Annotated in this window: 21 protein-coding genes and 1 other RNA gene; 16 read left to right on the forward strand and 6 right to left on the reverse strand. The window is 72.7% G+C overall.

Going from position 1 to position 21629, the window contains the following annotated elements; genetic code table 11:
* Nucleotides 1-43 precede the first annotated feature (43 nt).
* Nucleotides 44-1762, forward strand: coding sequence for a 30S ribosomal protein S1 (gene rpsA, locus FHS87_RS11720; protein WP_184518212.1), 1719 nt, complete (start codon nt 44-46; stop codon nt 1760-1762).
* A 367-nt stretch (nt 1763-2129) separates the two neighbouring features.
* On the opposite strand, the gene FHS87_RS11725 is transcribed toward rpsA, so the two are convergent.
* Nucleotides 2130-4937 (reverse strand): AMP-binding protein, encoded by a 2808-nt coding sequence (locus FHS87_RS11725; RefSeq protein WP_184518215.1) that lies wholly within the window; start codon nt 4935-4937, stop codon nt 2130-2132.
* Nucleotides 4938-5223: 286 nt separating this feature from the next.
* On the opposite strand from FHS87_RS11725, the gene trxA reads away from it, so the two are divergent.
* The 3 genes from trxA to FHS87_RS11740 are packed head-to-tail and all read left to right on the forward strand — an operon-like array spanning nt 5224 to nt 7183.
* The gene (gene trxA, locus FHS87_RS11730) at nt 5224-5556 is read left to right on the forward strand and encodes a thioredoxin TrxA (RefSeq protein WP_184518297.1); all 333 of its coding nucleotides are present in this window, start codon (nt 5224-5226) and stop codon (nt 5554-5556) included.
* A 5-nt stretch (nt 5557-5561) separates the two neighbouring features.
* The gene (locus FHS87_RS11735) at nt 5562-6701 is read left to right on the forward strand and encodes a PQQ-dependent sugar dehydrogenase (RefSeq protein ID WP_184518217.1); all 1140 of its coding nucleotides are present in this window, start codon (nt 5562-5564) and stop codon (nt 6699-6701) included.
* Entirely contained in the window at nt 6698-7183 is a 486-nt protein-coding gene (locus tag FHS87_RS11740) for a glutathione peroxidase (protein ID WP_184518220.1), read from the forward strand. The genes FHS87_RS11735 and FHS87_RS11740 overlap by 4 nt, the downstream gene beginning before the upstream one ends.
* 17 nt (nt 7184-7200) lie before the next feature.
* Here the strand turns inward: FHS87_RS11740 and FHS87_RS11745 are convergent, their stop codons facing one another.
* Entirely contained in the window at nt 7201-7425 is a 225-nt protein-coding gene (locus FHS87_RS11745) for a DUF4170 domain-containing protein (RefSeq protein WP_184518222.1), read from the reverse strand.
* A gap of 119 nt (nt 7426-7544) precedes the next feature.
* Here FHS87_RS11745 and FHS87_RS11750 point away from each other — a divergent pair, with 119 nt between their 5' ends.
* The gene (locus FHS87_RS11750; RefSeq protein ID WP_221299817.1) at nt 7545-8903 is read left to right on the forward strand and encodes a putative DNA modification/repair radical SAM protein; all 1359 of its coding nucleotides are present in this window, start codon (nt 7545-7547) and stop codon (nt 8901-8903) included.
* A gap of 161 nt (nt 8904-9064) precedes the next feature.
* Here FHS87_RS11750 and FHS87_RS11755 read toward each other — a convergent pair whose 3' ends face one another.
* Both FHS87_RS11755 and FHS87_RS11760 read right to left on the reverse strand, forming a co-directional pair.
* Nucleotides 9065-9352: a glycine zipper domain-containing protein gene (locus FHS87_RS11755; protein WP_184518225.1), complete on the reverse strand. Its 288-nt coding sequence runs from the start codon at nt 9350-9352 to the stop codon at nt 9065-9067.
* Nucleotides 9353-9365: 13 nt separating this feature from the next.
* A complete protein-coding gene (locus FHS87_RS11760) occupies nt 9366-9854 on the reverse strand; it encodes a Rap1a/Tai family immunity protein (protein WP_184518227.1) in 489 nt (162 codons plus the stop codon).
* Between the two features lie 168 nt (nt 9855-10022).
* Here FHS87_RS11760 and FHS87_RS11765 point away from each other — a divergent pair, with 168 nt between their 5' ends.
* The 7 genes from FHS87_RS11765 to FHS87_RS11795 all read left to right on the forward strand — a co-directional run bounded on the left by FHS87_RS11765 (nt 10023) and on the right by FHS87_RS11795 (nt 16707).
* Complete coding sequence (locus tag FHS87_RS11765) at nt 10023-11816, forward strand: UdgX family uracil-DNA binding protein (protein WP_246418332.1); 1794 nt, start codon at nt 10023-10025, stop codon at nt 11814-11816.
* A 4-nt stretch (nt 11817-11820) separates the two neighbouring features.
* Nucleotides 11821-12240, forward strand: coding sequence for a hypothetical protein (locus tag FHS87_RS11770; protein ID WP_312861971.1), 420 nt, complete (start codon nt 11821-11823; stop codon nt 12238-12240).
* 86 nt (nt 12241-12326) lie between these two features.
* Nucleotides 12327-12521: a twin transmembrane helix small protein gene (locus FHS87_RS11775; protein ID WP_184518228.1), complete on the forward strand. Its 195-nt coding sequence runs from the start codon at nt 12327-12329 to the stop codon at nt 12519-12521.
* 449 nt (nt 12522-12970) lie between these two features.
* Entirely contained in the window at nt 12971-13720 is a 750-nt protein-coding gene (locus FHS87_RS11780; protein ID WP_184518231.1) for an electron transfer flavoprotein subunit beta/FixA family protein, read from the forward strand.
* 1 nt (nt 13721) lies between these two features.
* Nucleotides 13722-14639: an electron transfer flavoprotein subunit alpha/FixB family protein gene (locus FHS87_RS11785; RefSeq protein ID WP_184518233.1), complete on the forward strand. Its 918-nt coding sequence runs from the start codon at nt 13722-13724 to the stop codon at nt 14637-14639.
* On the forward strand, nt 14636-15553 hold the full coding sequence (locus FHS87_RS11790; protein ID WP_312861972.1) for a 3-hydroxybutyryl-CoA dehydrogenase: 918 nt from the start codon (nt 14636-14638) through the stop codon (nt 15551-15553). Before FHS87_RS11785 ends, FHS87_RS11790 begins: the two co-directional genes overlap by 4 nt.
* 5 nt (nt 15554-15558) lie before the next feature.
* On the forward strand, nt 15559-16707 hold the full coding sequence (locus FHS87_RS11795) for an acyltransferase family protein (protein WP_184518236.1): 1149 nt from the start codon (nt 15559-15561) through the stop codon (nt 16705-16707).
* 22 nt (nt 16708-16729) lie between these two features.
* Here the strand turns inward: FHS87_RS11795 and FHS87_RS11800 are convergent, their stop codons facing one another.
* Together FHS87_RS11800 and nudC are read right to left on the reverse strand one after the other, a co-directional pair.
* The gene (locus FHS87_RS11800) at nt 16730-17011 is read right to left on the reverse strand and encodes a phosphoribosylamine--glycine ligase (RefSeq protein WP_184518237.1); all 282 of its coding nucleotides are present in this window, start codon (nt 17009-17011) and stop codon (nt 16730-16732) included.
* Nucleotides 17008-17937, reverse strand: coding sequence for an NAD(+) diphosphatase (gene nudC / locus FHS87_RS11805; RefSeq protein WP_184518238.1), 930 nt, complete (start codon nt 17935-17937; stop codon nt 17008-17010). Before nudC ends, FHS87_RS11800 begins: the two co-directional genes overlap by 4 nt.
* Before the next feature lie 187 nt (nt 17938-18124).
* Here nudC and ffs point away from each other — a divergent pair.
* The 4 genes from ffs to recR all read left to right on the forward strand — a co-directional run bounded on the left by ffs (nt 18125) and on the right by recR (nt 21505).
* Nucleotides 18125-18221, forward strand: an RNA gene (gene ffs, locus FHS87_RS11810) — signal recognition particle sRNA small type.
* 69 nt (nt 18222-18290) lie between these two features.
* Nucleotides 18291-20438: a DNA polymerase III subunit gamma/tau gene (locus tag FHS87_RS11815; RefSeq protein ID WP_184518239.1), complete on the forward strand. Its 2148-nt coding sequence runs from the start codon at nt 18291-18293 to the stop codon at nt 20436-20438.
* Nucleotides 20439-20484: 46 nt separating this feature from the next.
* Nucleotides 20485-20829, forward strand: a complete 345-nt coding sequence (locus FHS87_RS11820) for a YbaB/EbfC family nucleoid-associated protein (protein WP_184518243.1) — start codon at nt 20485-20487, stop codon at nt 20827-20829.
* A gap of 34 nt (nt 20830-20863) precedes the next feature.
* A complete protein-coding gene (gene recR, locus FHS87_RS11825; protein ID WP_184518246.1) occupies nt 20864-21505 on the forward strand; it encodes a recombination mediator RecR in 642 nt (213 codons plus the stop codon).
* The last annotated feature ends 124 nt before the right edge of the window (nt 21506-21629 follow it).

The raw sequence follows: 21629 nt of genomic DNA on the forward strand, positions 1-21629 counted from the left end.
CCGGCGGTGCCCTTCGCGCCGCCTCTCAGGAACACATCGCTACATGGCTTCTGCCACCACCCTCGACCGCGGCGCTGCCGCCGGCGAGGACTTCGCCTCCCTCCTCGACGCCACGCTGGGCGCCGACACCGGCTTCGCCGGCTCGGTCGTCACGGGCAAGGTGATCCGCATCGACGACGACGTCGCGGTCGTCGATGTCGGCCTCAAGAGCGAGGGGCGCGTGCCGCTTCGCGAGTTCGCTCCCCAGGGCCAGAAGCCCGAGGTGAAGCCGGGCGACCTGATCGAGCTCTTCGTCGAGCGCTACGAGGACCGTGACGGCTCCATCGTGCTCTCGCGCGAGAAGGCCCGCCGCGAGGAGGCCTGGACCAACCTGGAGAAGCAGTTCCAGGCCGGCGTCCGCGTCAACGGCGTGATCTTCGGCCGCGTGAAGGGCGGCTTCACCGTCGACCTCGGCGGCGCGGTGGCCTTCCTTCCCGGCTCCCAGGTCGATATCCGCCCCGTGCGCGATGTCGGGCCGCTGATGGGCTCGCCCCAGCCCTTCCAGATCCTGAAGATGGACCGCGCCCGCGGGAACATCGTGGTGTCGCGCCGCGCCGTTCTCGAGGAGACGCGCGCCGAGCAGCGCTCCGAGCTGATCCAGGGCCTCAAGGAAGGCATGGTGCTCGACGGCGTGGTGAAGAACATCACCGACTACGGCGCCTTCGTGGACCTCGGCGGCGTCGATGGCCTGCTGCACGTGACCGACATCGCCTGGCGCCGCATCAACCACCCGAGCGAGGCCCTGACCATCGGCCAGCCCGTGAAGGTGCAGGTGATCCGCTTCAACCCGGAGACCCAGCGCATCAGCCTCGGCATGAAGCAGCTGATGGCCGATCCGTGGGAGGGCGTGGCCGCCAAGTACCCCGTGCAGGGCAAGTTCTCCGGCCGCGTGACGAACATCACCGACTACGGCGCCTTCGTGGAGCTGGAGCCGGGCGTCGAGGGCCTCGTCCATGTGAGCGAGATGTCCTGGACGAAGAAGAACGTCCATCCTGGCAAGATCGTCGCCACTTCGCAGGAAGTGGAGGTGGTGATCCTCGACGTGGACGAGCCGAAGCGCCGCATCTCGCTCGGCCTGAAGCAGGCCCAGGGCAATCCCTGGGAGGTCTTCATGGAGCAGAACCCGCCCGGCACGATCGTCGAGGGCGAGATCCGCAACATCACCGAGTTCGGTCTCTTCGTGGGCCTGGCCCCGGAGATCGACGGCATGGTCCACATGTCCGACCTGTCGTGGGACCTGTCGCCGGAGCAGGCGATGGCGAACTACAACAAGGGCGACACCGTCAAGGCCAAGGTGCTCGACATCGATATCGAGAAGGAGCGCATCTCCCTCGGCATCAAGCAGCTCGAGGCCGACCCGGCCGCCGAGGTGCTGGATCGCGTCCGCAAGGGCGAGGTCGTGACCTGCGTCGTGACGAAGGTCGAGGCCAACGGCATCGAGGTGAAGGTCGATGAGGTCCTCACCGGCTTCATCCGCCGCGCCGAGCTGGCCCGCGACCGCAACGACCAGCGGCCCGAGAAGTTCGCGATCGGCGAGAAGGTCGATGCGAAGGTGACGGCCGTGGACCGCGCCGCCCGCCGCCTGGCCCTGACGATCAAGGGCAAGGAGATCGAGGAGGAGCGCGAGGCGGTGAAGGAGTTCGGCACCTCCGACAGCGGCGCCTCGCTGGGCGACATCCTCGGCGCGGCCATCCGCCGCCGGAACCTGTCCTCGGACGAGTGATCCTCCCGGCCCGCAAGGGCCAGGAGAAAGAGAGAGAGGGCCGTCCCGTTCGGGGCGGCCCTTTTTCGTTGAGCGCCCCCGGCGCGGGCCCCCGGCGCGGGAGGGTGAAGGTCCGCCCGGTGCCGGGACGCCGGGAGGGGGTTGGCGAGGAAGGCGCGCCGATTCCTGGCGGCGCGGGGCGGGCCCCTCCCTGCCCCTGCCACGCCCGCGGCCCACGAGTTCGCCACGAGAGGTCAGGCGGCTGCGCCATCCCGGTTCCGCGGAAGGGGGCGGGTGCCCGGTGGCGGCACCCACCCGGCGTGGCGGCGAAAGAAAAGGGCCGCCCCCGACGGGACGGCCCTCTGCCTCTCGGCCTTTCCGCCCGTCCTCAGGCCTTGAGGACGGGGAGGGAACCTGCCCCGTCCCGCACCGGGGCGGCCGGGCCGCGGCGGCCCCGCGCGACGCCGGTGAAGAGCAGCATCGTCACCGGGTTGCGGGAGACGACCGCGTGGAAGCCGAGCGACAGGGCGAGGGTGGCGGGGACGATGATCGCGAATTCGAGCAGGACGGGCAGGTCCAGCCGGGCGAAGCCCGCGCCGAGGAACACCACGAAGACGAGGTGGACGAGGTAGATCGTCATCGAGGCGTCCACGAGCCGGCGGCCCCAGCGCGTCGAGCGGTCGAACCAGCGCAGCGCCACGTAGAGCACGATCCGCGCCCAGAAGAGGCCCGCCATGGGGGAGAGGAAGAAGCTCAGCGCGCGGAAGAGCGTCTCCTCCCGGTAGCGGATCGCCACCAGCACCGCCGTGGAGGCCAGGGCCACCGCCACGGTCCACAGGTCCGCCGAGGCGAAGCGCCCGATCAGGTCCCGCCGCGCGGCCAGGAGGCAGCCCATTGCGAAGGCGGGAAAGAGGGAGACCATCTCGCTGAGATAGAGTGAGTCCCAGAGGATGAAGGTGAGGCCGAGGGCCTTCAGAACCGCCACGCCGAGCACGGTGACGAGGCCGGCCGCCATGGTGGTGAGGGTGAAGCTCGCCCCGCTCGACAGGATGATGTCGGCCGCCGAGGCCGCGTCCCGCATGATCGACCGCCGCCGCCACAGGCTGCAGGCCCAGGCGAAGGCGCCGTAATAGGCGATGAGGAAGACGAGGAACCAGACATGCACGATCCAGTGCTCGCCCGGCCGGGCTAGCTGGGCCAGCCAGTTCGCCATCACCTGGTCGTCGGCGCCCATGTTGAGCGCGTGGGCCAGCATGATGAGGGGGTTGAGCAGCAGCATCGTGGCGGCCAGCGGGATGCCGAGCTGGATCGCGCGGTTGCGCCACCACGGCCCCGGCCTCTCGCGGTCGATGAACATCATCGCGAAGAAGCCGGCCAGCACGAAGAAGCCGGGCATGCGGAAGGTGTTGAGGACCTCCGCGAAGAGGGTGAGGGGGGTGGAGACCGGGCCCGCCTTCACGATCCAGGGGTAGTCCATATAGGCCAGGGCGGCATGGTAGGGGATGCCGAGCAGCATCAGCCCCGTCCGCGCCTGGTCGAGGAAGAACAGGCGGGACTGGCCGGCCGGCCTCGCCTCGGGCATGCGGGGCGGGATGGCGGAGAGCTCGCCCAGGCTCATCCGCTCCCATCCCTCGGGCACGAAGCCCAGCCGCTCCTCCACCAGGAGGGAGGCGTTGATGAAGTTGAGGGAGTCGCCGCCCGCCGAGGAGAAGGAATCCTCCGCCTTGAGGCCGGGCTGGCCGAGCAGCTCGGCGAAGGCGTCCTGCAGGGAGAGGTGGCCGGCGGGCAGGCCGGTATCGGTGGCGGCGAAGCTGCCGCGCAGCCCGGCATAGTCGATCTTGCCCGAGGCGAGGCGCGGCAGCTCGGAGAGCTGGAGCACCCGCACGCTCGCGGGGGAGACGGGATAGCGGCCGAGCACGGCCTCCAGCACCGCCTCCGTCCGTGCGGGGGCGACGACGGCGATCTGCAGCCCGTCGTCATTGCCCGTGGCCGCGGCCTCGATCCCGGCCGCGCGCAGCAGGGCCTCGACATCGTCCAGCCCGATGCGGAGGCCGAAGGGCTTGATGAAGCGGCTCTTGCGCCCGGTGATGGTGAAGAGCCCCTCCGTGCCGAGCACGGCGAGGTCCCCCGTGCGCAGCTCCGTCAGCTCCGCGCCGCGGGCGAGGTCCTCCCGCTGGGTGGCGTAGCCCATCATCACGTTCGGGCCGGAATAGACGAGTTCCCCCTCCACCCCCGGCGCCTCGATGCGCCGGCCGCGCTCGTCCAGCAGGGTGATCCGCCCGCCCGGCACGGGCAGGCCGATCGCGCCGGGATGCTGGCGGAGCAGGGCGGGCGGGACATAGGCGATGCGCGGGGCGGCCTCGGTCTGGCCGTACATGACGTAGAAGCGGCGCCCCTCGCCTTCGGCGAAATCGGCGAAGCGCAGCACCCGCTCCTCCGGCAGCCGCCCGCCGGCCTGGGTGAAGTAGCGCAGCGAGGGCGGCGCGGGGCGGGAGAGGAAGCCCGAGCGCTCCAGCAGGGCAAAGCTGTGGGGCACGCCGGCGAAGCTCGTCGCCCCATGCGCCTCGAAGCAGGCCCAGAAGGCGGGCTCGGCGACGGAATCCTCGTTCAGGATCAGCGCGTGCCCCGTCGCGAGGTGCGAGTTGATGACGGACATGCCGTAGGAATAGTGGAAGGGCAGGGTGGTGATGGCCCGCTCGCCCGGGGCGAGCTCCAGGTATTCCGCGATGGCGAGCGCGTTGGAGCGGACATTCTCCACGGAGAGGCGGACGAGCTTCGGCTCGCCCGTGGAGCCGGAGGTGGCGAGCAGGACGGAGAGGTCGGGATGCAGCCCGCCCGCCGGGACGCCGCCGGCCAGGGCGCGCCAGCCCTCTCCCGCATGCAGGAAGTCCGGCCGGAAGCGCGCGAGCAGGGGGGAGTTCTCCTCGGCCTCGCCGAGGAGGAGCACGGCATGGCCCCCGCGCAGCGCGCCGACATAGGCGGCCAGCGCCCCCAGCCCGTTCGCCGCCCGAAGGGCGACGAGGCAGCGCTGCCGGGGCAGGGCCGCGCATTCCGCATCGGCCAGGGCGGCGAATTCGGCATGGGACCAGGGGCGGCCGGTCTCGTCGATGACGGCGAGGGCGTCCCCATGGCTCTCGAGCGCGTCGAAGAGGCCGCGCAGCCTCTCCATCGTGCCGTCCGGTTGTGTCCCGACCATCCCAACTCCTCCGGACCTACAACCCGCTCGATATGAACAAGCCCGGTCTTTCTTCTTCCCAGGCTAATGCCGCCATTATTTCCCAATTTGGAGACGCGATTGGTGAATAGGTTGTGATGTTAACATTATATAAGAATTCAGAAAACTCGATCTCCAGTCATGTAATTGAGACACCCTCCCTGCGTGCCCTGCCCGCCCCGTGCTCCGCGATGGCCCCGCCTTGACCGCGGCCCCGAGCATGCCGACCTTCCCCCGCGACACCCCCATTCACGGGACGCAGGACGAGATGAGCGAGAACACCAAGGCCGTCAGCGACGAGACCTTCCAGACGGACGTGCTCCAGGCCCCCGGCCCCGTGCTGGTGGACTTCTGGGCGGAGTGGTGCGGCCCCTGCCGCATGGTGGGCCCGATCCTCGACGAGATCGGCAAGGATTATGCGGGCAAGCTGACGGTCGCGAAGGTGAACATCGACGAGAACCCGATGACGCCGAACCAGTACGCCGTGCGCGGCATCCCCACCATGATCCTGTTCAAGGACGGCAAGCCCGTGGACATGAAGGTGGGCGCCATGCCCCGCGGCCAGCTCCGGGCCTGGGTGGACCAGGCGCTCGGGGCCTGAGCCGCTTGGCCGGCGCGCGCTCCCTCGCCCTCCTCCTGGGGTGGGGGCTGGCCGCCTGTGCCGCTCCCGTCGCCTCGCAGGAGGTGGTGCGGAGCGAGCGCGCCGCCTTCCGCGTGCGGGACTTCGCCACCGGGCTCGACCGTCCCTGGGGCGCCGCCTTCCTGCCGGACGGGCGGCTGCTGGTGACGGAGCGGCCCGGGCGGCTGCGGATCGTCGGGCGGGACGGGGCGGTCTCGCCCCCGCTGCCCGGCGTGCCGGAGGTTGTGGCCGCCGGCCAGGGCGGGCTGCTGGACGTGGCGCTGGCCCCTGACTTCGCCGCCACGCGCGAGGTCTATCTCTGCCACTCCGCCCCCGCCGGCGGCGGGGCGTTGACGCGGCTGTCGCGCGCGACCCTCTCGGCCGATGCCACCCGGCTGGAGGGCACGCGGGCGCTGCTGGACGCGGCGCCGGCCCAGTCCTCCGGACGGAACCACTTCGGCTGCCGCATCGCCTTCGGGCGGGACGGCAAGCTCTTTCTCTCCACCGGCGACCGCTACAACGACAAGGAGCGGGCGCAGCGCCTGGGCGACCTCGCGGGCAAGGTGCTGCGGCTGGAGCGGGACGGACGGCCGGCGGAGGGCAACCCCTTCCTCGGGCGCACGGGCGCGCGGCCGGAAATCTTCTCCTATGGCCATCGCAACCCCCAGGGGCTGGCGGTGAACCCCGCCACGGGCTCGCTGATCGAGATCGAGTTCGGCGCGCGCGGCGGCGACGAGGTGAACCTCCTGCGCGCCGGCGCGAATTACGGCTGGCCCCTCGTCTCCTACGGCACGGATTACGACGGCAGCGCGATCGGCACGGGCAAGGCGAGCGCGCCGGGGATCGAGGAGCCGCTGCGCCACTGGACCCCGGCGGTGAGTCCGTCGGGCGGGAACTTCCTCACCGGCGATGCCTTTCCCGGCTGGAAGGGGAACCTCTTCCTCGCGGCGCTTCGGCCCCCCGGGCTGGTGCGGCTGACGATGGAGGGGGACCGCATCCTGGGGGAGGAACGGCTTCTCTGGGGGCGCACGCGCTTCCGGCAGGTGCTCGGCGGGCCGGACGGGCTGCTCTACGTCCTGACGGACGAGGATCGCGGCCGGGTGCTGCGGCTGGAGCCGGCGGAATGAGCGGGCTGCTGGACCTCTCGGCGCCGCTCCCCGGGGGCGGGGCGCAGCCGCTCTCGGATTACCGTGGCAAGGTGCTGCTGGTCGTCAACACGGCCAGCCGCTGCGGCTTCACCCCGCAATACGAGGGGCTGGAGGCCCTGCGGCGGCGCTTCGGGCCGCGCGGCTTCGAGGTGCTGGCCTTTCCCTGCAACCAGTTCGGCAAGCAGGAGCCGGGCGACGCGGCGGAGATCGCCAACTTCTGCACCACGAAATACGACGTCACCTTCCCCGTCTTCGCCAAGGTGGAGGTGAACGGGGCCGGGGCGGAGCCGGTGTTCCGGCTGCTGAAGAAGGCGGCGCCGGGCGCGCTCGGGACGGAGGCGGTGAAGTGGAACTTCACCAAGTTCCTCGTGGACCGCGAGGGGCGGGTGGTGGCGCGCTACGCGCCGGCCACCGCGCCGGAGAAGCTGGCGGGGGAGATCGAGCGCCTGCTCGGCGCCTGAGGCCCCCGCCTGTTCCCTCAGCCCAGCCGGCCGCCCGGGCGCGGGACGGAGAGGACGAAGAGGCGGTGGTTCGCGATGTCGATGTTGCGGCGCGCCTTCTCGTTCCACACGCGGTCGGCCGTCTTCACGTCGTGATAGGGGCCGTAGCTCTCCTCCGTGCCGGGCTCCAGCTCGGAGAAGGAGGCGTCGGTGAAGATGCCGCCCCAGATGAAGTGGAGCTGGGGATAGGTGTTGTCGGGCATGGACCTCGGCTCGGCTGGTGATGCGTCGCAGCACATAGCGCCGCGGGGGTGATTCCCCAAGCCCGGGGCGGGTTCCGCGGCCCCGTTCGTTCCCCTTTCGTGCTTGCCCGCGGGCCGGGATGACCCCATATCCCGGAACCATCCGGAGGCGTGACGTGGAGCTGCGCGAGAAGCTCGAGATCCTGGCCGATGCGGCGAAGTACGACGCCTCCTGCGCCTCCTCCGGCACGGAGAAGCGGGACAGCCGGGAGGGCGGGCTCGGCAGCACCGAGGGCATGGGGATCTGCCACGCCTACGCGCCGGACGGCCGCTGCATCTCGCTGCTGAAGGTGCTGCTGACGAATGCCTGCGTCTTCGACTGCGCCTACTGCATCAACCGCGCCTCCTCCAACGTGCGGCGGGCGCGCTTCTCCGTGCGGGAGATCGTGAACCTCACGCTCGACTTCTACCGCCGGAACTACATCGAGGGGCTGTTCCTCTCCTCCGGCATCATCCGCTCCCCCGACTACACGATGGAGCAGCTCGTCCGCGTGGCGCGGGAGCTGCGGGAGACGCACGGCTTCCGCGGCTACATCCACCTCAAGACCATCCCCGACGCCGACCCCGCCCTGCTGGCCGAGGCCGGGCGCCACGCCGACCGCCTCTCGATCAACGTGGAGCTGCCGGCGGCCGAGAGCCTGAAGGCGCTCGCGCCGGAGAAGGACGGGGCGCGCATCCGGGTCGCCATGGCCGGGCTGCGCTCGCGCATCGAGGAGGCGAAGGAGGCGCGGGCGGAGGCGGCGAAGGTGAGGGTGGCGATGTCGGGCGGCCCGCGCGCCGCGGCCCCCCGCTTCGCGCCCGCCGGGCAGTCCACCCAGATGATCGTCGGCGCCGATGCCTCGACCGACGAGACCGTGCTGAACACGAGCGCGACGCTCTACGGCTCCTACCGCCTCAGGCGCGTCTACTTCTCCGCCTACTCGCCCATCCCCGACGCCGCCGCCATCCTGCCGCCCGTGGCCCCGCCGCTGGTGCGGGAGCACCGGCTCTACCAGGCGGACTGGCTGCTGCGCTTCTACGGCTTCAGCGCCGCCGAGGTGATCTCGGGCGGGGAGGGCGGGATGCTCGACCTGGAGCTGGACCCCAAGCTCGCCTGGGCGCTGAAGAACCGCTGGATCTTCCCGCTGGACGTGAACCGGGTGGATCGCGAGGCGCTGCTGCGCGTACCCGGCCTCGGCGCGAAGACGGTGGAGAAGATCCTGTCGGCCCGTCGCGTGCGGTCGTTCCGCATGGCCGACCTCGCCCGCCTCCGGGTGAATCTGAGGAAGGTCGCGCCCTTCATCACGGCCGCCGACCACCGCCCCCGCGCCGGGCTGCTCGACCGCGCCGACCTGCGCGGGCTGCTGCTGCCGGAAGGAGGGCTGGCGGAGCGGGCGGGGCTGCTGCCCCTCGGCCTGCCCTCCCGCCCGGTGCAACTGCCGCTCTTCGGCGCCGCGTGAGGGGCGGTGCCGCGAGAGGGGGGCACGGGCCGCCGGGCCCGCGCCCCGTTCCGCCGGGGCTGGAGCGTTTTCCGTTCGCCTTGGCTCACGGAAAACGCTCCAGACCTCTGTCGAGCGAGCAAATCTCCCCTTCCGGTGACGCGGCCCGTTCGGGGTTTGCTCTAGTAGCGGCGGCGGACGCGCCGGCCGTCCTCGCGGCCCTGGAGGTAGGCGCGGTCCTGCGCCCGCTGGGACTGCTCGTAGAGATAGCCCGCGCCCGCGCCGACGCCGCCGCCGAGCAGCGCGCCCCATCCGGCATTGCCGGAGAAGGAGCCGGCGAGGCCGCCGAGCGCCGCGCCGCCGAGGGCGCCGACGCCGAGGTTGCGCTCGCTGCGGGTCGCGTCGGCGCAGGCGCCGAGGGACAGGGCGGCGAGCAGGGGAAGGGAGAGGCGGGCGGCGCGAAGGGTCATGGTCGTCCTCATCTCAGCGGGAAGTGCGGGCGCCGCGCGCCGCGGGCTGGGCGGGGCAGGGATAGGTGGCCTGGGCCCAGCGGAGCAGGCCGTCGGCCGCGGGCTCACTCCCGTATTGCGGGTTCCCCTTCGCCCAGTTCGCGAAGGCGATGGCCGATTGCGCCACGCTCGGCGCCGGGCTGGGCGGGCAGAAGAGCGGCGGCACGCGCCCGCCCGCGGGATGCAGCATCGCGTGGTAGTGGCCGATGGCCGTCACGTAGCCCTGGCAGTAGGCGATGGCTTCCAGCCGCTGCACGCCGGTGGTGCCGGGCAGGCAGATCGCCGCGAGGTCCGCTGTGGTGGACACGGCAGTGGGCGCCGCCTGGCCTGGCGAGGCCTGGCTTGGCGTCGTCTGACTGGGCGTCGTCTGACTGGGCGTCACCTGGGCTCGGGCGCCCGGCGCCGCGGCGAGAAGCGCGACGATGGGCAGGGCCGCGAGGGCGGCGCCGTGGATGTTTCGCATGGGTCTGATGTCTCCCCTGACCGGCCCCGGGCCCTGGCGGCGCACCGCCCCGGCCCGGGGGCGCCCGTGTTGTCGGCGCAGGGCGCGGGGGACCGCAACCCGGCCTTGCCGCGATCCTCATCAAGACCCCTTGGGGAGGGGCCCTCGCCCCGCGCCGGGGGAGGGAGCATGACGGGCTGCGAGGTGGTCCTCGCCGCGCCGGACGACTTCGAGGGCTGGCGCGACGCCGCCCGGGCGCTGGTGATGGCCGGGGTGGCCCCGGAGGGGGTCTCCTGGCGCGTCCTGGGCGATCCCGCTCCCCTCTTCGGCGGCGGGCCGCCGCCGGTCCCGCCCGGGGACGCGCCGCCCCCGCGCGCGCCGCGCGACTTCCCCGCCCTCGCGGCGCGCGTGGCGCAGCACCGCGATCCCGAGCGCTTCGCCCTCCTGCACCGCCTGCTGCACCGGCTGCAATCGGAGCGCGGGCTGCTGGAGGACGCGGCGGATCCCGAGGTGGCGCGGGCGCTCGCCATGGCCCGGGCGGTGCGGCGGGACGCGCACAAGATGCACGCCTTCGTCCGCTTCCGGGAGGTTCCGGTGGAGGGCGGGGCCCTCGCCGCGCCGCTGCCGGAAGTGTCGCGCCGGGCAGGGGTGGCAGGGGCCGCCCCGCTGCGCGACCTCGGGGTGCTGGACGGTGACGGCTCGCTGGGCGATCCCGGATCGCCACGCGATCCCGGATCGCCACGCGATCCCGGATCGCCACGCGATCCCGGATTGCCGGGCGATCCCGTGCCGCCGCCCGGTCCCCTGGTGCCGGACGGGGCCGTGGCCGTGGAGGCCGGGGCGGGAACCCCTGTGCCGCCCCCGCCCGCCTCCCGCTTCGTCGCCTGGTACGAGCCGGACCACCACATCCTGCGCGCGGAGGCCGACTTCTTCGTCCGCCGCTTCGCGAGCCTGCGCTGGTCCATCCTCACCCCCGGCCTCTCCGCCCATTGGGACGGGGCGGCGCTGCGCTTCGGCCCCGGCGGGCGCCGCACCGATGCGCCGGCCGAGGACGCGGCGGAGACCCTGTGGCGGGCCTATTTCGCCTCCATCTTCAACCCTGCCCGGCTGAAGCCCGAGGCGATGCGGGCGGAGATGCCGAAGAAGTTCTGGCGCAACCTGCCGGAGGCCCGGGACATCCCGCGGCTGATGGCCGAGGCGCCGGCGCGGGTGGCGGAGATGGTGGCGCGCGGGGCGACGCCCGCCGCGCCGCGCCGCCAGCGGCCCGTCCACCTGCCCTTCCACGGGTCCCTCCACGGTCCCGCGCATCCGCCCGTGGCCCCGGGCGTTCAGGAGGGCATGCCCGCCGACCTCTTCGCCCCCGACGCCGCGGATTTCGCCGAAGGCCAGGCCGCGCTGCGGCGCGACCTGCTGGCGCGCAACGACCTGCCGCCCTGGGTGGCCAACGCCACCCAGCCCGTGATGGGCGAGGGGCCCCGCGAGCCGCTGCTGATGTTCATCGGCGAGCAGCCGGGGGACGAGGAGGACATCGCGGGCCGCCCCTTCGTCGGCCCCGCCGGGCGGCTGTGGAACCGGGCGCTGGAGGAGGCGGGGGTGGCGCGGGAGGAGGCCTACGTCACCAATGCGGTGAAGCACTTCAAGTTCACCCCCACGGGCAAGCGGCGGCTGCACCAGTCGCCGGATGCGGGGGACATCGCCTTCTACCGCCCCTTCCTGGGGCGCGAGATCGGGCTCGTGCAGCCGCGGCTGATCGTGACGCTGGGGGCCACCGCGCTCCGCGCCGTCTCCGGCCGCGCCATGCCGGTGACGAAGCTGCGGGGATCGCTGCTGCGGGACCCCGAGGGGCATCCCTTCTATCCCACCGTCCACCCCTCCTACCTCCTGCGCCTGCCCGACCCCGCGGCGAAGGCGCGGGAGTACGACCGCTTCGTCGAGGATCTCGGCCAGGCCGCGGCCACGGCGCGGGCCCTGCCCGCCGGGTGAGCGCGTGACGGATAACGACCCCCCGCCGATGGTGGAGCTGATCGAGTCCAGGCTGGAGCGGCTCGACCTCTCGCCCGAGGAGGCCTTCAAGCAGGCCGGCCTGCCGCCCGACCTGCTGCCGCGCCTGCGCGAGGGCACGGCCCCCGTGCCGCGCGGCGCCCGCCTCGTGCGGCTGGCCGAGGTGCTCGGCACCTCCGTCTCCTGGCTCGTCGGGCTGGACCCGGATGTCGCCCCGCCCCAGGAGGTGCTGGAGGAGGAGCAGGGCAGCCTCGGCCTGCTGGCGGGCGACGAGGAGGCCCTGCTGCGCGCCTACCGCGCCCTCGACTTCCCGACCAAGGCGGCGCTGCTGACGGTGGTGCGGAAGATGTCCGCGCCCGAGCCGGTGCCGGAGGTGCCCGCCAAGGGGCGCCGCCGCGGGGGCTAGACGCGTTTCACCAACCGGGCCGGTGCCGGGGCGTTGCGCCCCGTGGACCGCACCCCAGATGCAGCCCACCCCAGACGGAGCCGGCCATGGTCACCCTCCTCACCATCCTCGTCGTCATCGGCATGTTCGCCACCCTGGCCACGCTCTTCGTCGGCATGGCGGGGATGGTGCGGGGCAGCGAGGACACGCACCGCGCCAACGCGCTGATGCGCTGGCGCGTGACGATCCAGGGCGTCACCCTCGTCCTCTTCGCGCTGCTGCTCTACGTCTCGCGCGGTTAGCCGCGCGACGCGGTCGGCTGAAGGCCGCGCGGCGCGTTCGGCTGAGACCTGCGCGACGTGTCCAGTTGAAGGCTGCGCGATCCGTTCGGCTGAAAGTCGCTGCGTCACACGCGGCCAGGACCCGCGCTCCGCGTCCGCGACCGGCCGAGGGCCGCGCAGCATCCGTCCGGGGCTGCGTGGCCCGCGCCGGCGGAGTAGCCTGTCACGAGCCTGTGATGAGCGCGCACCGCCTCTCGTTGTGCCGCCCGATTGCGGCGTTTCCCGGGGCCGAAAGCCGCCCCTACCGCGGCTTGCCGCGCCCGGGGGCGAGACGTATAGACCCCGCTTGATTCCGCGGATGCGAGGCCCGGTGCAGGCCGCGCGCCCGTCTCTACGGGGCCTCATCGGTCCCGCAACGCTCCGGCCCCCGCCCCCGGGGGTGCCGGACCCGCAGAGGACTGTCGTCCGGCATGAAGCTCCTCGTCCCCGTCAAGCGCGTGGTGGACTACAACGTGAAGGTCCGGGTTCGCCCGGACGGCACGGGCGTTGAGACCGCGAACGTGAAGATGTCCATGAACCCCTTCGACGAGATCGCCGTCGAGGAGGCCGTGCGGCTGAAGGAGAAGGGGGTGGCCACCGAGGTGGTCGCCGTCTCCATCGGCCCGTCCCAGGCGCAGGAGCAGATCCGCACCGCGCTCGCCATGGGCGCCGACCGCGGCATCCTGGTCGAGGCCGAGGGGGTGGTCGAGCCGATCGCGGTGGCCAAGATCCTGAAGGCGATCGTGGCCAAGGAAGGGCCGCAGCTCGTCATCATGGGCAAGCAGGCCATCGACGACGACATGAACGCCACCGGTCAGATGCTCGCAGCCCTCCTCGGCTGGGGCCAGGGCACCTTCGCCAACAAGGTGGAGATCGCGGACGGCGCGGCGAACGTCACGCGCGAGGTGGATGGCGGCGTGGAGACCGTGCGGCTGGTGCTGCCGGCGGTGGTGACCACCGACCTCCGCCTGAACGAGCCGCGCTATGCCAGCCTCCCGAACATCATGAAGGCCCGCAAGAAGCCGATCGAGACGGTCAAGCCCGCCGATCTCGGCGTGGACACGACGCCGCGGCTGAAGGTCATCAAGGTCGAGGAGCCGCCCAAGCGCCAGGCCGGGGTGAAGGTGGGCTCGGCCGCCGAGCTGGTTTCGAAGCTGCGCACCGAAGCGAAGGTGATCTGAGATGACCGTCCTCGTCCTCGCCGACCATGACGGCGCCGCCATCAACCAGCCCACCCGCTCGGCGGTGGCCGCCGCCGGGAAGCTCGGCGAGGTGCACCTGCTGGTGATCGGGCCGGAGGCCGTCGCGGCGTCCGGCGCGAAGCTCGGGGGCGTGGCCAAGGTGCTGCACGCCCCGGCCGAGCACCTGCTGGCCGAGCCCGCCGCCGCCCTCATCCAGTCGCTCGCCGGCAACTACACCCACCTGCTCGCCCCGGGCTCGGCGCTGGGCAAGAACGTGATGCCGCGGGTCGCCGCGCTGCTCGACGTGCAGCCGATCAGCGACATCTCGGGCGTGGTGGACGCCGACACCTTCGTGCGCCCGATCTATGCGGGCAACGCGCTGGCCACCGTGCAGTCCTCGGACGCGGTGAAGGTGATCACGGTGCGCGCCGCTTCCTTCGACCCCGTGGCGGCCGAGGGCGGCTCGGCGGCGGTGGAGGCCGCGCAGGCGGCGGCCGATCCCGGCGTCTCCACCTTCGTCGGCGCGGAGCTGGTCAAGAGCGAGCGGCCGGAGCTGACGGCGGCGCGCATCGTCGTCTCCGGCGGGCGCGCCATGGGCTCGGCCGAGAATTTCCACCTGCTGGAGGGGATCGCCGACAAGCTCGGCGCGGCCGTCGGCGCCTCGCGCGCCGCGGTGGATGCGGGCTACGCGCCGAACGACCAGCAGGTCGGGCAGACCGGCAAGATCGTGGCGCCCGAGCTCTACATCGCCTTCGGCATCTCGGGTGCCATCCAGCACCTCGCGGGCATGAAGGACAGCAAGGTGATCGTGGCCGTCAACAAGGACGAGGAGGCGCCGATCTTCCAGGTGGCCGACTACGGCCTGGTCGGCGACATCTTCAAGATCATCCCGGAGATCGAGGCGGAGCTGAACAAGTGAGCCTCGCGCCCGAGGGCGCGGGAACGGTGGCCTTGGCGCCGGCCATTCAGTCCGTCGGCGTCATCGGCGCGGGGCAGATGGGCAACGGCATCGCGCATGTCGCGGCCGCGGCCGGCCTGCCCGTCACCATGATCGACGTGAACGCGGGCGCGCTGGACAAGGCGCGCGCCACGATCGCGAGGAACATGGAGCGCCAGGTCTCCAAGGGCGCGCTCACGGCCGGGGACCGCGACGCGGCGCTGGCGCGCATCGCCACCGGCACCGAGATGGCGATGCTCGGCGAGGCCGACATCGTCATCGAGGCGGCGACCGAGCGGGAGGACCTCAAGACCTCCATCTTCCGCGCGCTCTGCCCGCATCTGAAGCCCTCGGCGATCCTCGCGAGCAACACCTCGTCGATCCCCATCACGCGGCTGGCCGCGGCCACCGACCGGCCCGCGCAGGTCATCGGCATGCACTTCATGAACCCCGTGCCGGTGATGAAGCTCGTGGAGGTGATCCGCGGCATCGCGACGGACGAGCCGACCTATCAGGCGACCGAGGCGCTGGCGCGGCGCATGGGCAAGACCACGGCGACGAGCGAGGACTTCCCCGGCTTCATCGTGAACCGCATCCTGATGCCGATGATCAACGAGGCCGTCTACGCGCTGCACGAGGGCGTGGGCGACGTGGCCTCGATCGACCTCGGGATGAAGCTCGGCACGAACCAGCCGATGGGGCCGCTGGAACTGGCGGACTTCATCGGTCTGGACACCTGCCTCGCCATCATGCGCGTGCTGCACGAGGGGATGGGCGACAGCAAGTACCGCCCCTGCCCGCTGCTGGTGAAGCATGTCGAGGCTGGCTGGCTCGGGCGCAAGACCGGGCGCGGCTTCTACGACTACGCCGGCGAGACGCCGAGGCCGACGCGCTGATCGCCGTGGCGGAACGCGGGCACCGGGTCGCCTTCGCCGACCAGCTGCGCGGCATTGCGGCGCTGCTCGTTCTGCTCTCCCACCATGCCGGCATCTTCTGGCATGCTCATCCCGTGGTGGCCGAGATAACGGGGCTGCCGCCTGCCTTCTCCGTGCCGCCCGAGAGTACCGGTTTTCTCGTCCCACTCGTCAGCGGCACCTTCCAGTTTGGGTCTGCAGGCGTCGCCCTGTTCTTCCTCATCAGCGGCTACGTCATCCCTTACAGCCTGCGAGGGCGGACCCGGGGCTCCTTTGCGCTGGCGCGCCTGCTGCGCCTGCTCCCGACGTACTGGGTGGGCTTCTCCATACAGCTCTCCGTGCTGGTCGCCGCTCAGTCATTGATGGGCGGCCATTTTCCGCGCTCCGCCGTCGAGGTGGCCTTCAATCTGATGCCGGGCCTGCACCTGCTCGTCTGGTCACCCAGCCTCGACGGCATTCTCTGGACGCTCGACATCGAAATGGCTTTCTACCTGCTCGCGGCTCTCGCAGCACCGGCACTGCTCGCACGCTCCGCCGGCGTGCTGGCCATCCCGGCCGTCATGGGGCTGGCTGGCGCGGTACTCACCCTTTTTCCGGGCTGGACCACGCAACCCGTATCGCCCTTTTTCGGTCTCTTCACCGGCCTTGCCATCGCCGCACCCATGATCCTGTTCATGAGCGTCGGCACCGTGCTGCACCTTGCCGAGCAGGATGTGCGCTGGCGTCGCCCCGCGCTGCTGCTGGTGCCCGTCCTGCTCCTGGCCTTCAGTATCCTGCTGGTCTGGTGGCCGCGGGGCAGCATGGCGGCGCAGGTGCCGTCCTATCTGATCATGGCCGCCCTCTTCACCGCCGCCTTCCTGCTCCGCGCCCGGATTCCGGCCTGGACATGGCCCACGCGGCTCGCCTCCATCTCCTACTCGCTCTACGTCGTTCACGGCGTCTCGGGCTACGCGATCATGATCGTGCTGTCGCGCTACGGGCTGTCACCGCTCGCTCTCTTCACCGCTGCGGTGGCTTGGTCTTTCGGGGCTGCGCTCCTCCTCCACCGGTTCGTTGAGGAGCCGACGCGCCGGCTCTCCTCCCGGCTGGGGCGGCAGGGGCATGCGCCGGCCGCAGCCGAGACTGGCGCACCCTGACGATGCTCCTCTTGCCCGGCCGCTACTGCGGCCGGCGCACCGGCTCCACCCCGCCCGGCGCGGCCAAGCCCTTGGCGCGCATGCAGCGGAGATAGGCCCCGCGCTCGGCGGCGGCGGCCTCGGCCAGCACGCGCTCGCGGGCGGTAGGATTCTGGATCTGCAGGCGCTGGAAGGCGTCCTTCGCGCCGGGGGCGTTCTGGGCCTCGCGGCGGCACTCGGCCTCGGCGGGGTTGTCAGCGCGGGGCAGGGGGTCGTTCGCGGCGCAGGCGGCGAGGAGGAGCAGGGCGGGCAGGGCGCGGATCATGGGGTCGCTTCCAGCCAGTCCTCGATCAGGCGGCGGGCGATGGAATCGACCCGCGGCAGGGAGAAGCCGGCGCTCTCGGGGTGGCGGATCTCGTCGCGGGTGAACCAGCGGGCGTCGCGCAGCTCGGCCGGGTCCACCGTGATCTCCCGGCTCAGCGCCTCGGCATGGAAGCCGAGCATGATGGAGGCGGGGAAGGGCCAGGGCTGGGAGGAGTGGTAGTAGGCGGCGCCGACGCGCACGCCCGTCTCCTCCAGCACCTCGCGCCGCACGGCCTCCTCCAGGCTCTCGCCCGGCTCCACGAAGCCCGCGAGCGTCGAGTACATCGTCGAGTTCGGGAAGCGGGTGGAGTGGCCGAGGAGGCAGCGGTCCCCGTCCACCACCAGCATGATCACGGCGGGGTCGGTGCGCGGGAAGTGCTGGGCGCCGCAGGCCGTGCAGGCCATCGCGTTGCCGGCCGAGCGCGGCTCGCAGGCGCCGCCGCAGACGCCGCAGAAGCGGTGCCGGACGCGCCAGTGCATGAGGCCGCGGGCATGGGCGAGGAGCGAGGCTTCCCCTGGCGGCAGCAGCCCGGCCACGGCGCGGAGGTCGTGGAACTCGCCGAAGCCCTGGGGCAGCAGGGGGAGGGGGTCCTCGGCGGCGCTGAGGTCCACGGCGAAGACCGGCGTACCCTCCCGCAGCCCGAGCAGCGCCCAGGGGCCGCCGGCCATGAGGACGGATTCGGCCGCCTCCCGCGTCAGCATCACCGCTTCCGGGGCGCCGGATTCGACCCCGCGCAGGAGGCTTCTCGACCGCCAGACCGGGACGACGAGGCTGTCCGGCGCGGCGAGGGCGGTGGCGACGAAGGCCTCGTCGTCCCGCCGGTCCGAGACGCGGTCTAGCGGGCTGCCTGTATAGGCGTTGGGGCGGCTGGCTGGGATGGAGAGCATGGGTGGGCGGAAACTCGCATGCGGGTGGGGGCGGGGCAACCGCCCGCCCGTGGCGGGGCAACCCCCCGCCCGGGGCGGGGCAGCCGGTGGGCACCCCGCATGGCCACCCGCCCGGGGACACTCCCGGGGACACCCCCGTGGAACACCCCGTGGACTCTGGGCCCGCCACCCCCCATATTCCGCCGCGGAAGGCCGGTCGCGGACGGGCGCCCTGTCGACCCGGTCAGGTCCGGAAGGAAGCAGCCGAGGCGGGTTTCCGCCCGGGTCGCGGTCCGGTCTTCCACCCCTCTTCCATTGATGCCCGACGGCCCATGCCGCGGGTCGCGGCAGAGGCCGCGTATCATGCGGCCCGGATGACCAGCGACACCGACCTCTCGCCCGACACGCAGGACGACCTGCCCGAGCCCCCGATGGAGGGGCCGGGCCTGTTCGGCGACCCCTCGCCCCCTCCGGCGGCTGCGCCGCCGCCGGCGGCCGCGCCCGTCTCCACCGTGCCGGGCCCCGCGCGGCCCGCCACCCCGGCGGAGGCGGCGCCCGCGCATCCCTATCGCGTGCTGGCGCGGAAGTACCGGCCGCAGGATTTCAACGACCTGATCGGGCAGGAGGCGCTGGTCCGCACCCTGCGGAACGCCTTCGCCCAGAACCGCGTGGCCCACGCCTTCATGCTGACGGGCGTGCGCGGCGTGGGGAAGACGACCACCGCCCGCATCATCGCCCGCGCGCTGAACTGCATCGGGCCGGACGGCACGGGCGGGCCGACCGCCGATCCCTGCGGCGTCTGCCCGGAATGCCGCGCCATCCTGGCCGACCGGCACCCCGACGTGATGGAGCTGGACGCCGCCTCGAACAACAGCGTGGACAATGTCCGCGAGATCCGGGAGGCCGTGCGCTTCCGGCCGAGCCAGGGGCGCTTCAAGGTCTATATCCTGGACGAGGTCCACATGCTCTCGGGGGCGGCCTTCAACGCCCTGCTGAAGACGCTGGAGGAGCCGCCGCCCCAGGTGAAGTTCCTCTTCGCCACCACCGAGATCCGGAAGGTCCCGGCCACCATCCTCTCCCGCTGCCAGCGCTTCGACCTCAAGCGCGTGCCGCAGGAGACGCTCCGCGCCCATTTCGCGGGCATCGCGGATAAGGAGGGCGCCCTCATCGAGCCGGAGGCGCTGGCGATGATCGCCCGCGCCGCCGACGGCTCCGTGCGCGACGGGCTCTCGCTCCTCGACCAGGCCATCGCCATGCCCGGCGAGAGTGGGGGCGTCTCGGCGGAGCAGGTGCGGGACATGCTCGGCCTCGCCGACCGCGCCCTCGTGCTCGACCTCATGGAGGCGGCGATGCGCGGCGACCTGCCCGCCGTGCTGGCGGCGATGGACCGGGCGCATGAGCGCGGCGCCGATCCCGGCGTGGTGCTGGCCGACATGGCGGAGCTGACCCACACCCTCACCCGCTTCCGCGCCGTGCCCGCGCTGCGGCACGACCCCTCCATCCCCGAGGCCGAGCGGACCCGCGGCGGCGCCCTTGCCGAGACGCTGACCATCCCCGTTCTCGGCCGCGCCTGGCAGGTGCTGCTGCGCGGCATCAACGAGGTGGCGGAGAGCCCGGACCGGCGCGCGGCGGCGGAGATGGTGCTCATCCGCCTCGCCCATCTCGCCGACATGCCCACCCCGGGCGAGATCGTGCGGCGCCTCTCCGGCGCTCCTGCCCCGGCGGGCCGGGGCGGTGGCGTGCCGAATGGCGGGCCCGGTGGTGGCGCATCCGGTGGCGGCGCGGGCGTGCCGGCTGGCGCGATGGCCGATGCGGTGGGCGGCGCCTCGCTCTCGGGCGGCCCTGGCGCCCCGGGCGGTCCCACCGCCTCGGGCGGTCCCACCGCCCCGGGCGGCGGGCTGCGCGCGGTGGCGGGCGGTGCCCCGATGCGGGCGGTGGCCGCCCCGGCGGCGGCCGTCGCGCCTGAGACCGTGACCGAGGCCGAGGTCGCGCCCGCCCCGATGCCCGCGACCTTCCGCGAGGTGGTTGCCCTCGCCTCCGGCCGGAAGCCCTTCCTGCACGCGCATCTCGTCCACAGCGTCCATCTCGTGCGCTTCGAGGCGCGCCCCGAGGGCGGGCGGATCGAGCTGCGGACGCGGCCCGACGCCCCGCGCGACCTCGCCGGGCAGCTCACCGCCCTGCTGCAGGAGGTGACGGGCGCGCGCTGGACCGTCTCCCTCTCCAATGCCGGGGGCGAGCCGACGCTCGCCGAGCAGGGGCGCACGGCGGCCGTCGCGCGGCTGGAGGTGGCGCGCAGCCACCCCCTCGTGCTCGCGGTGATGGAGGCCTTCCCCGGCGCCCAGATCCGCGAGGTGCGCGACGCCTCGCTCGACGCCTACGGCCTGCCCCCGCCCGAGGCGATGCCCCCCGAGGCGATGATTGACGGTGAGCCGGTGGAGGGCGACGGCTTCACCCCCCTCGACGACGACGGTCCCGGCTTCGCGCCGCTGGACGCCGAGCCCGCGGGGATGGACAGGCCGTAGCGCCTGGGCCATCCCCCGCACCCCTGAGCAGACGCAAGGAACGCCGATGAAGAACCTGGGCAACATGCTGAAGCAGGCGCAGCAGATGCAGTCCAAGATGCAGGAGATGCAGGCGAAGCTGGAGGCCGCCACCATGGAAGGCCAGGCCGGCGCCGGCATGGTCCGCGTGACGCTGAGCGGCAAGGGCGACCTCAAGGGCCTCGTCATCGACCCCTCCCTCATGGTCGCCGATGAGCGCGAGGTGCTGGAGGACCTGATCGTGGCCGCCCATGCCGACGCCAAGGCGAAGGTGGAGGCGATGATGTCCGAGGAGATGTCCAAGGCCACCTCCGGCCTGAACATCCCGGGCATGGGCGGCGGGGGCCTCGGCGGCTTCAAGCTGCCTTTCTGATGCGGCCGAAGGGCGTCCTTCCTATATGAGAGGCATGCCCTTCGACCCTTCCGACCTGCCGGGCGCGCGCCGCGATCCCGTCCCGCCGAACGATCCGGTGGAGCAGCTCGTGGTGCTGCTGGCGCGCATCCCCGGCCTTGGCCGCCGCTCCGCGCGCCGCGCCGCGCTGAAGATGCTGCAAGAGCCGCAGCGCCTGATGCTGCCGCTGTCCCGCGCGCTGGACGCCGCCGCCGAGGCGGTGGGCCCCTGCCGCGTCTGCGGCAATCTCGACGCCACGGACCCCTGCCATGTCTGCCGCGACCCCCGGCGGGAGCGCGGGCTCGTCTGCGTGGTGGAGGGGGTGTCGGATCTCTGGGCGCTGGAGCGCGGGGGCGCGCATCGCGGCCTCTACCATGTGCTCGGCGGCACGCTCTCCGCCCTCGGCGGCGTCGGGCCGGAGGATCTCTCCATCGCCCCGCTGGTCGAGCGCGTGGCCTCGGGCGAGGTGCAGGAGGTGATCCTGGCTCTCCCCGCCACCGTGGAGGGCGCGACCACCGGCCACTACCTCGCCGACCGGCTGCGCCCGCTGGAGGTGCCCGTCACCCGGCTCGCCCAGGGCGTGCCCATGGGCGGGGCGCTGGACGTGCTCGACGACGGGACCCTCGCCGCGGCGCTGCGGGCGCGCCGCCCGGCCTGAGGGCTGGCCGGTCGTCGCCCGCGCGCGCGTTGAGCCGTGGTGCCTGACGAGGGCTCTGTGCCGTGTTCGTGAACGGGTGTATGGGGCCGCTGTTGCGTGCTGGCCTCTTGGCTGGCCTGGGGAG

Source organism: Muricoccus pecuniae (assembly GCF_014199205.1).
Taxonomy (GTDB): domain Bacteria; phylum Pseudomonadota; class Alphaproteobacteria; order Acetobacterales; family Acetobacteraceae; genus Roseomonas; species Roseomonas pecuniae.

Coding starts and splice junctions, on each gene's coding strand:
- rpsA (WP_184518212.1), top strand. CDS start 44: ATGGCTTCTGCCACCACCCTCGACCGCGGCGCTGCCGCCGGCGAGGAC.
- FHS87_RS11725 (WP_184518215.1), bottom strand. CDS start 4,937: ATGGTCGGGACACAACCGGACGGCACGATGGAGAGGCTGCGCGGCCTC.
- trxA (WP_184518297.1), top strand. CDS start 5,224: ATGAGCGAGAACACCAAGGCCGTCAGCGACGAGACCTTCCAGACGGAC.
- FHS87_RS11740 (WP_184518220.1), top strand. CDS start 6,698: ATGAGCGGGCTGCTGGACCTCTCGGCGCCGCTCCCCGGGGGCGGGGCG.
- FHS87_RS11745 (WP_184518222.1), bottom strand. CDS start 7,425: ATGCCCGACAACACCTATCCCCAGCTCCACTTCATCTGGGGCGGCATC.
- FHS87_RS11750 (WP_221299817.1), top strand. CDS start 7,545: ATGACCCCATATCCCGGAACCATCCGGAGGCGTGACGTGGAGCTGCGC.
- FHS87_RS11755 (WP_184518225.1), bottom strand. CDS start 9,352: ATGACCCTTCGCGCCGCCCGCCTCTCCCTTCCCCTGCTCGCCGCCCTG.
- FHS87_RS11760 (WP_184518227.1), bottom strand. CDS start 9,854: ATGCGAAACATCCACGGCGCCGCCCTCGCGGCCCTGCCCATCGTCGCG.
- FHS87_RS11765 (WP_246418332.1), top strand. CDS start 10,023: ATGACGGGCTGCGAGGTGGTCCTCGCCGCGCCGGACGACTTCGAGGGC.
- FHS87_RS11775 (WP_184518228.1), top strand. CDS start 12,327: ATGGTCACCCTCCTCACCATCCTCGTCGTCATCGGCATGTTCGCCACC.
- FHS87_RS11780 (WP_184518231.1), top strand. CDS start 12,971: ATGAAGCTCCTCGTCCCCGTCAAGCGCGTGGTGGACTACAACGTGAAG.
- FHS87_RS11785 (WP_184518233.1), top strand. CDS start 13,722: ATGACCGTCCTCGTCCTCGCCGACCATGACGGCGCCGCCATCAACCAG.
- FHS87_RS11800 (WP_184518237.1), bottom strand. CDS start 17,011: ATGATCCGCGCCCTGCCCGCCCTGCTCCTCCTCGCCGCCTGCGCCGCG.
- nudC (WP_184518238.1), bottom strand. CDS start 17,937: ATGCTCTCCATCCCAGCCAGCCGCCCCAACGCCTATACAGGCAGCCCG.
- FHS87_RS11815 (WP_184518239.1), top strand. CDS start 18,291: ATGACCAGCGACACCGACCTCTCGCCCGACACGCAGGACGACCTGCCC.
- FHS87_RS11820 (WP_184518243.1), top strand. CDS start 20,485: ATGAAGAACCTGGGCAACATGCTGAAGCAGGCGCAGCAGATGCAGTCC.
- recR (WP_184518246.1), top strand. CDS start 20,864: ATGCCCTTCGACCCTTCCGACCTGCCGGGCGCGCGCCGCGATCCCGTC.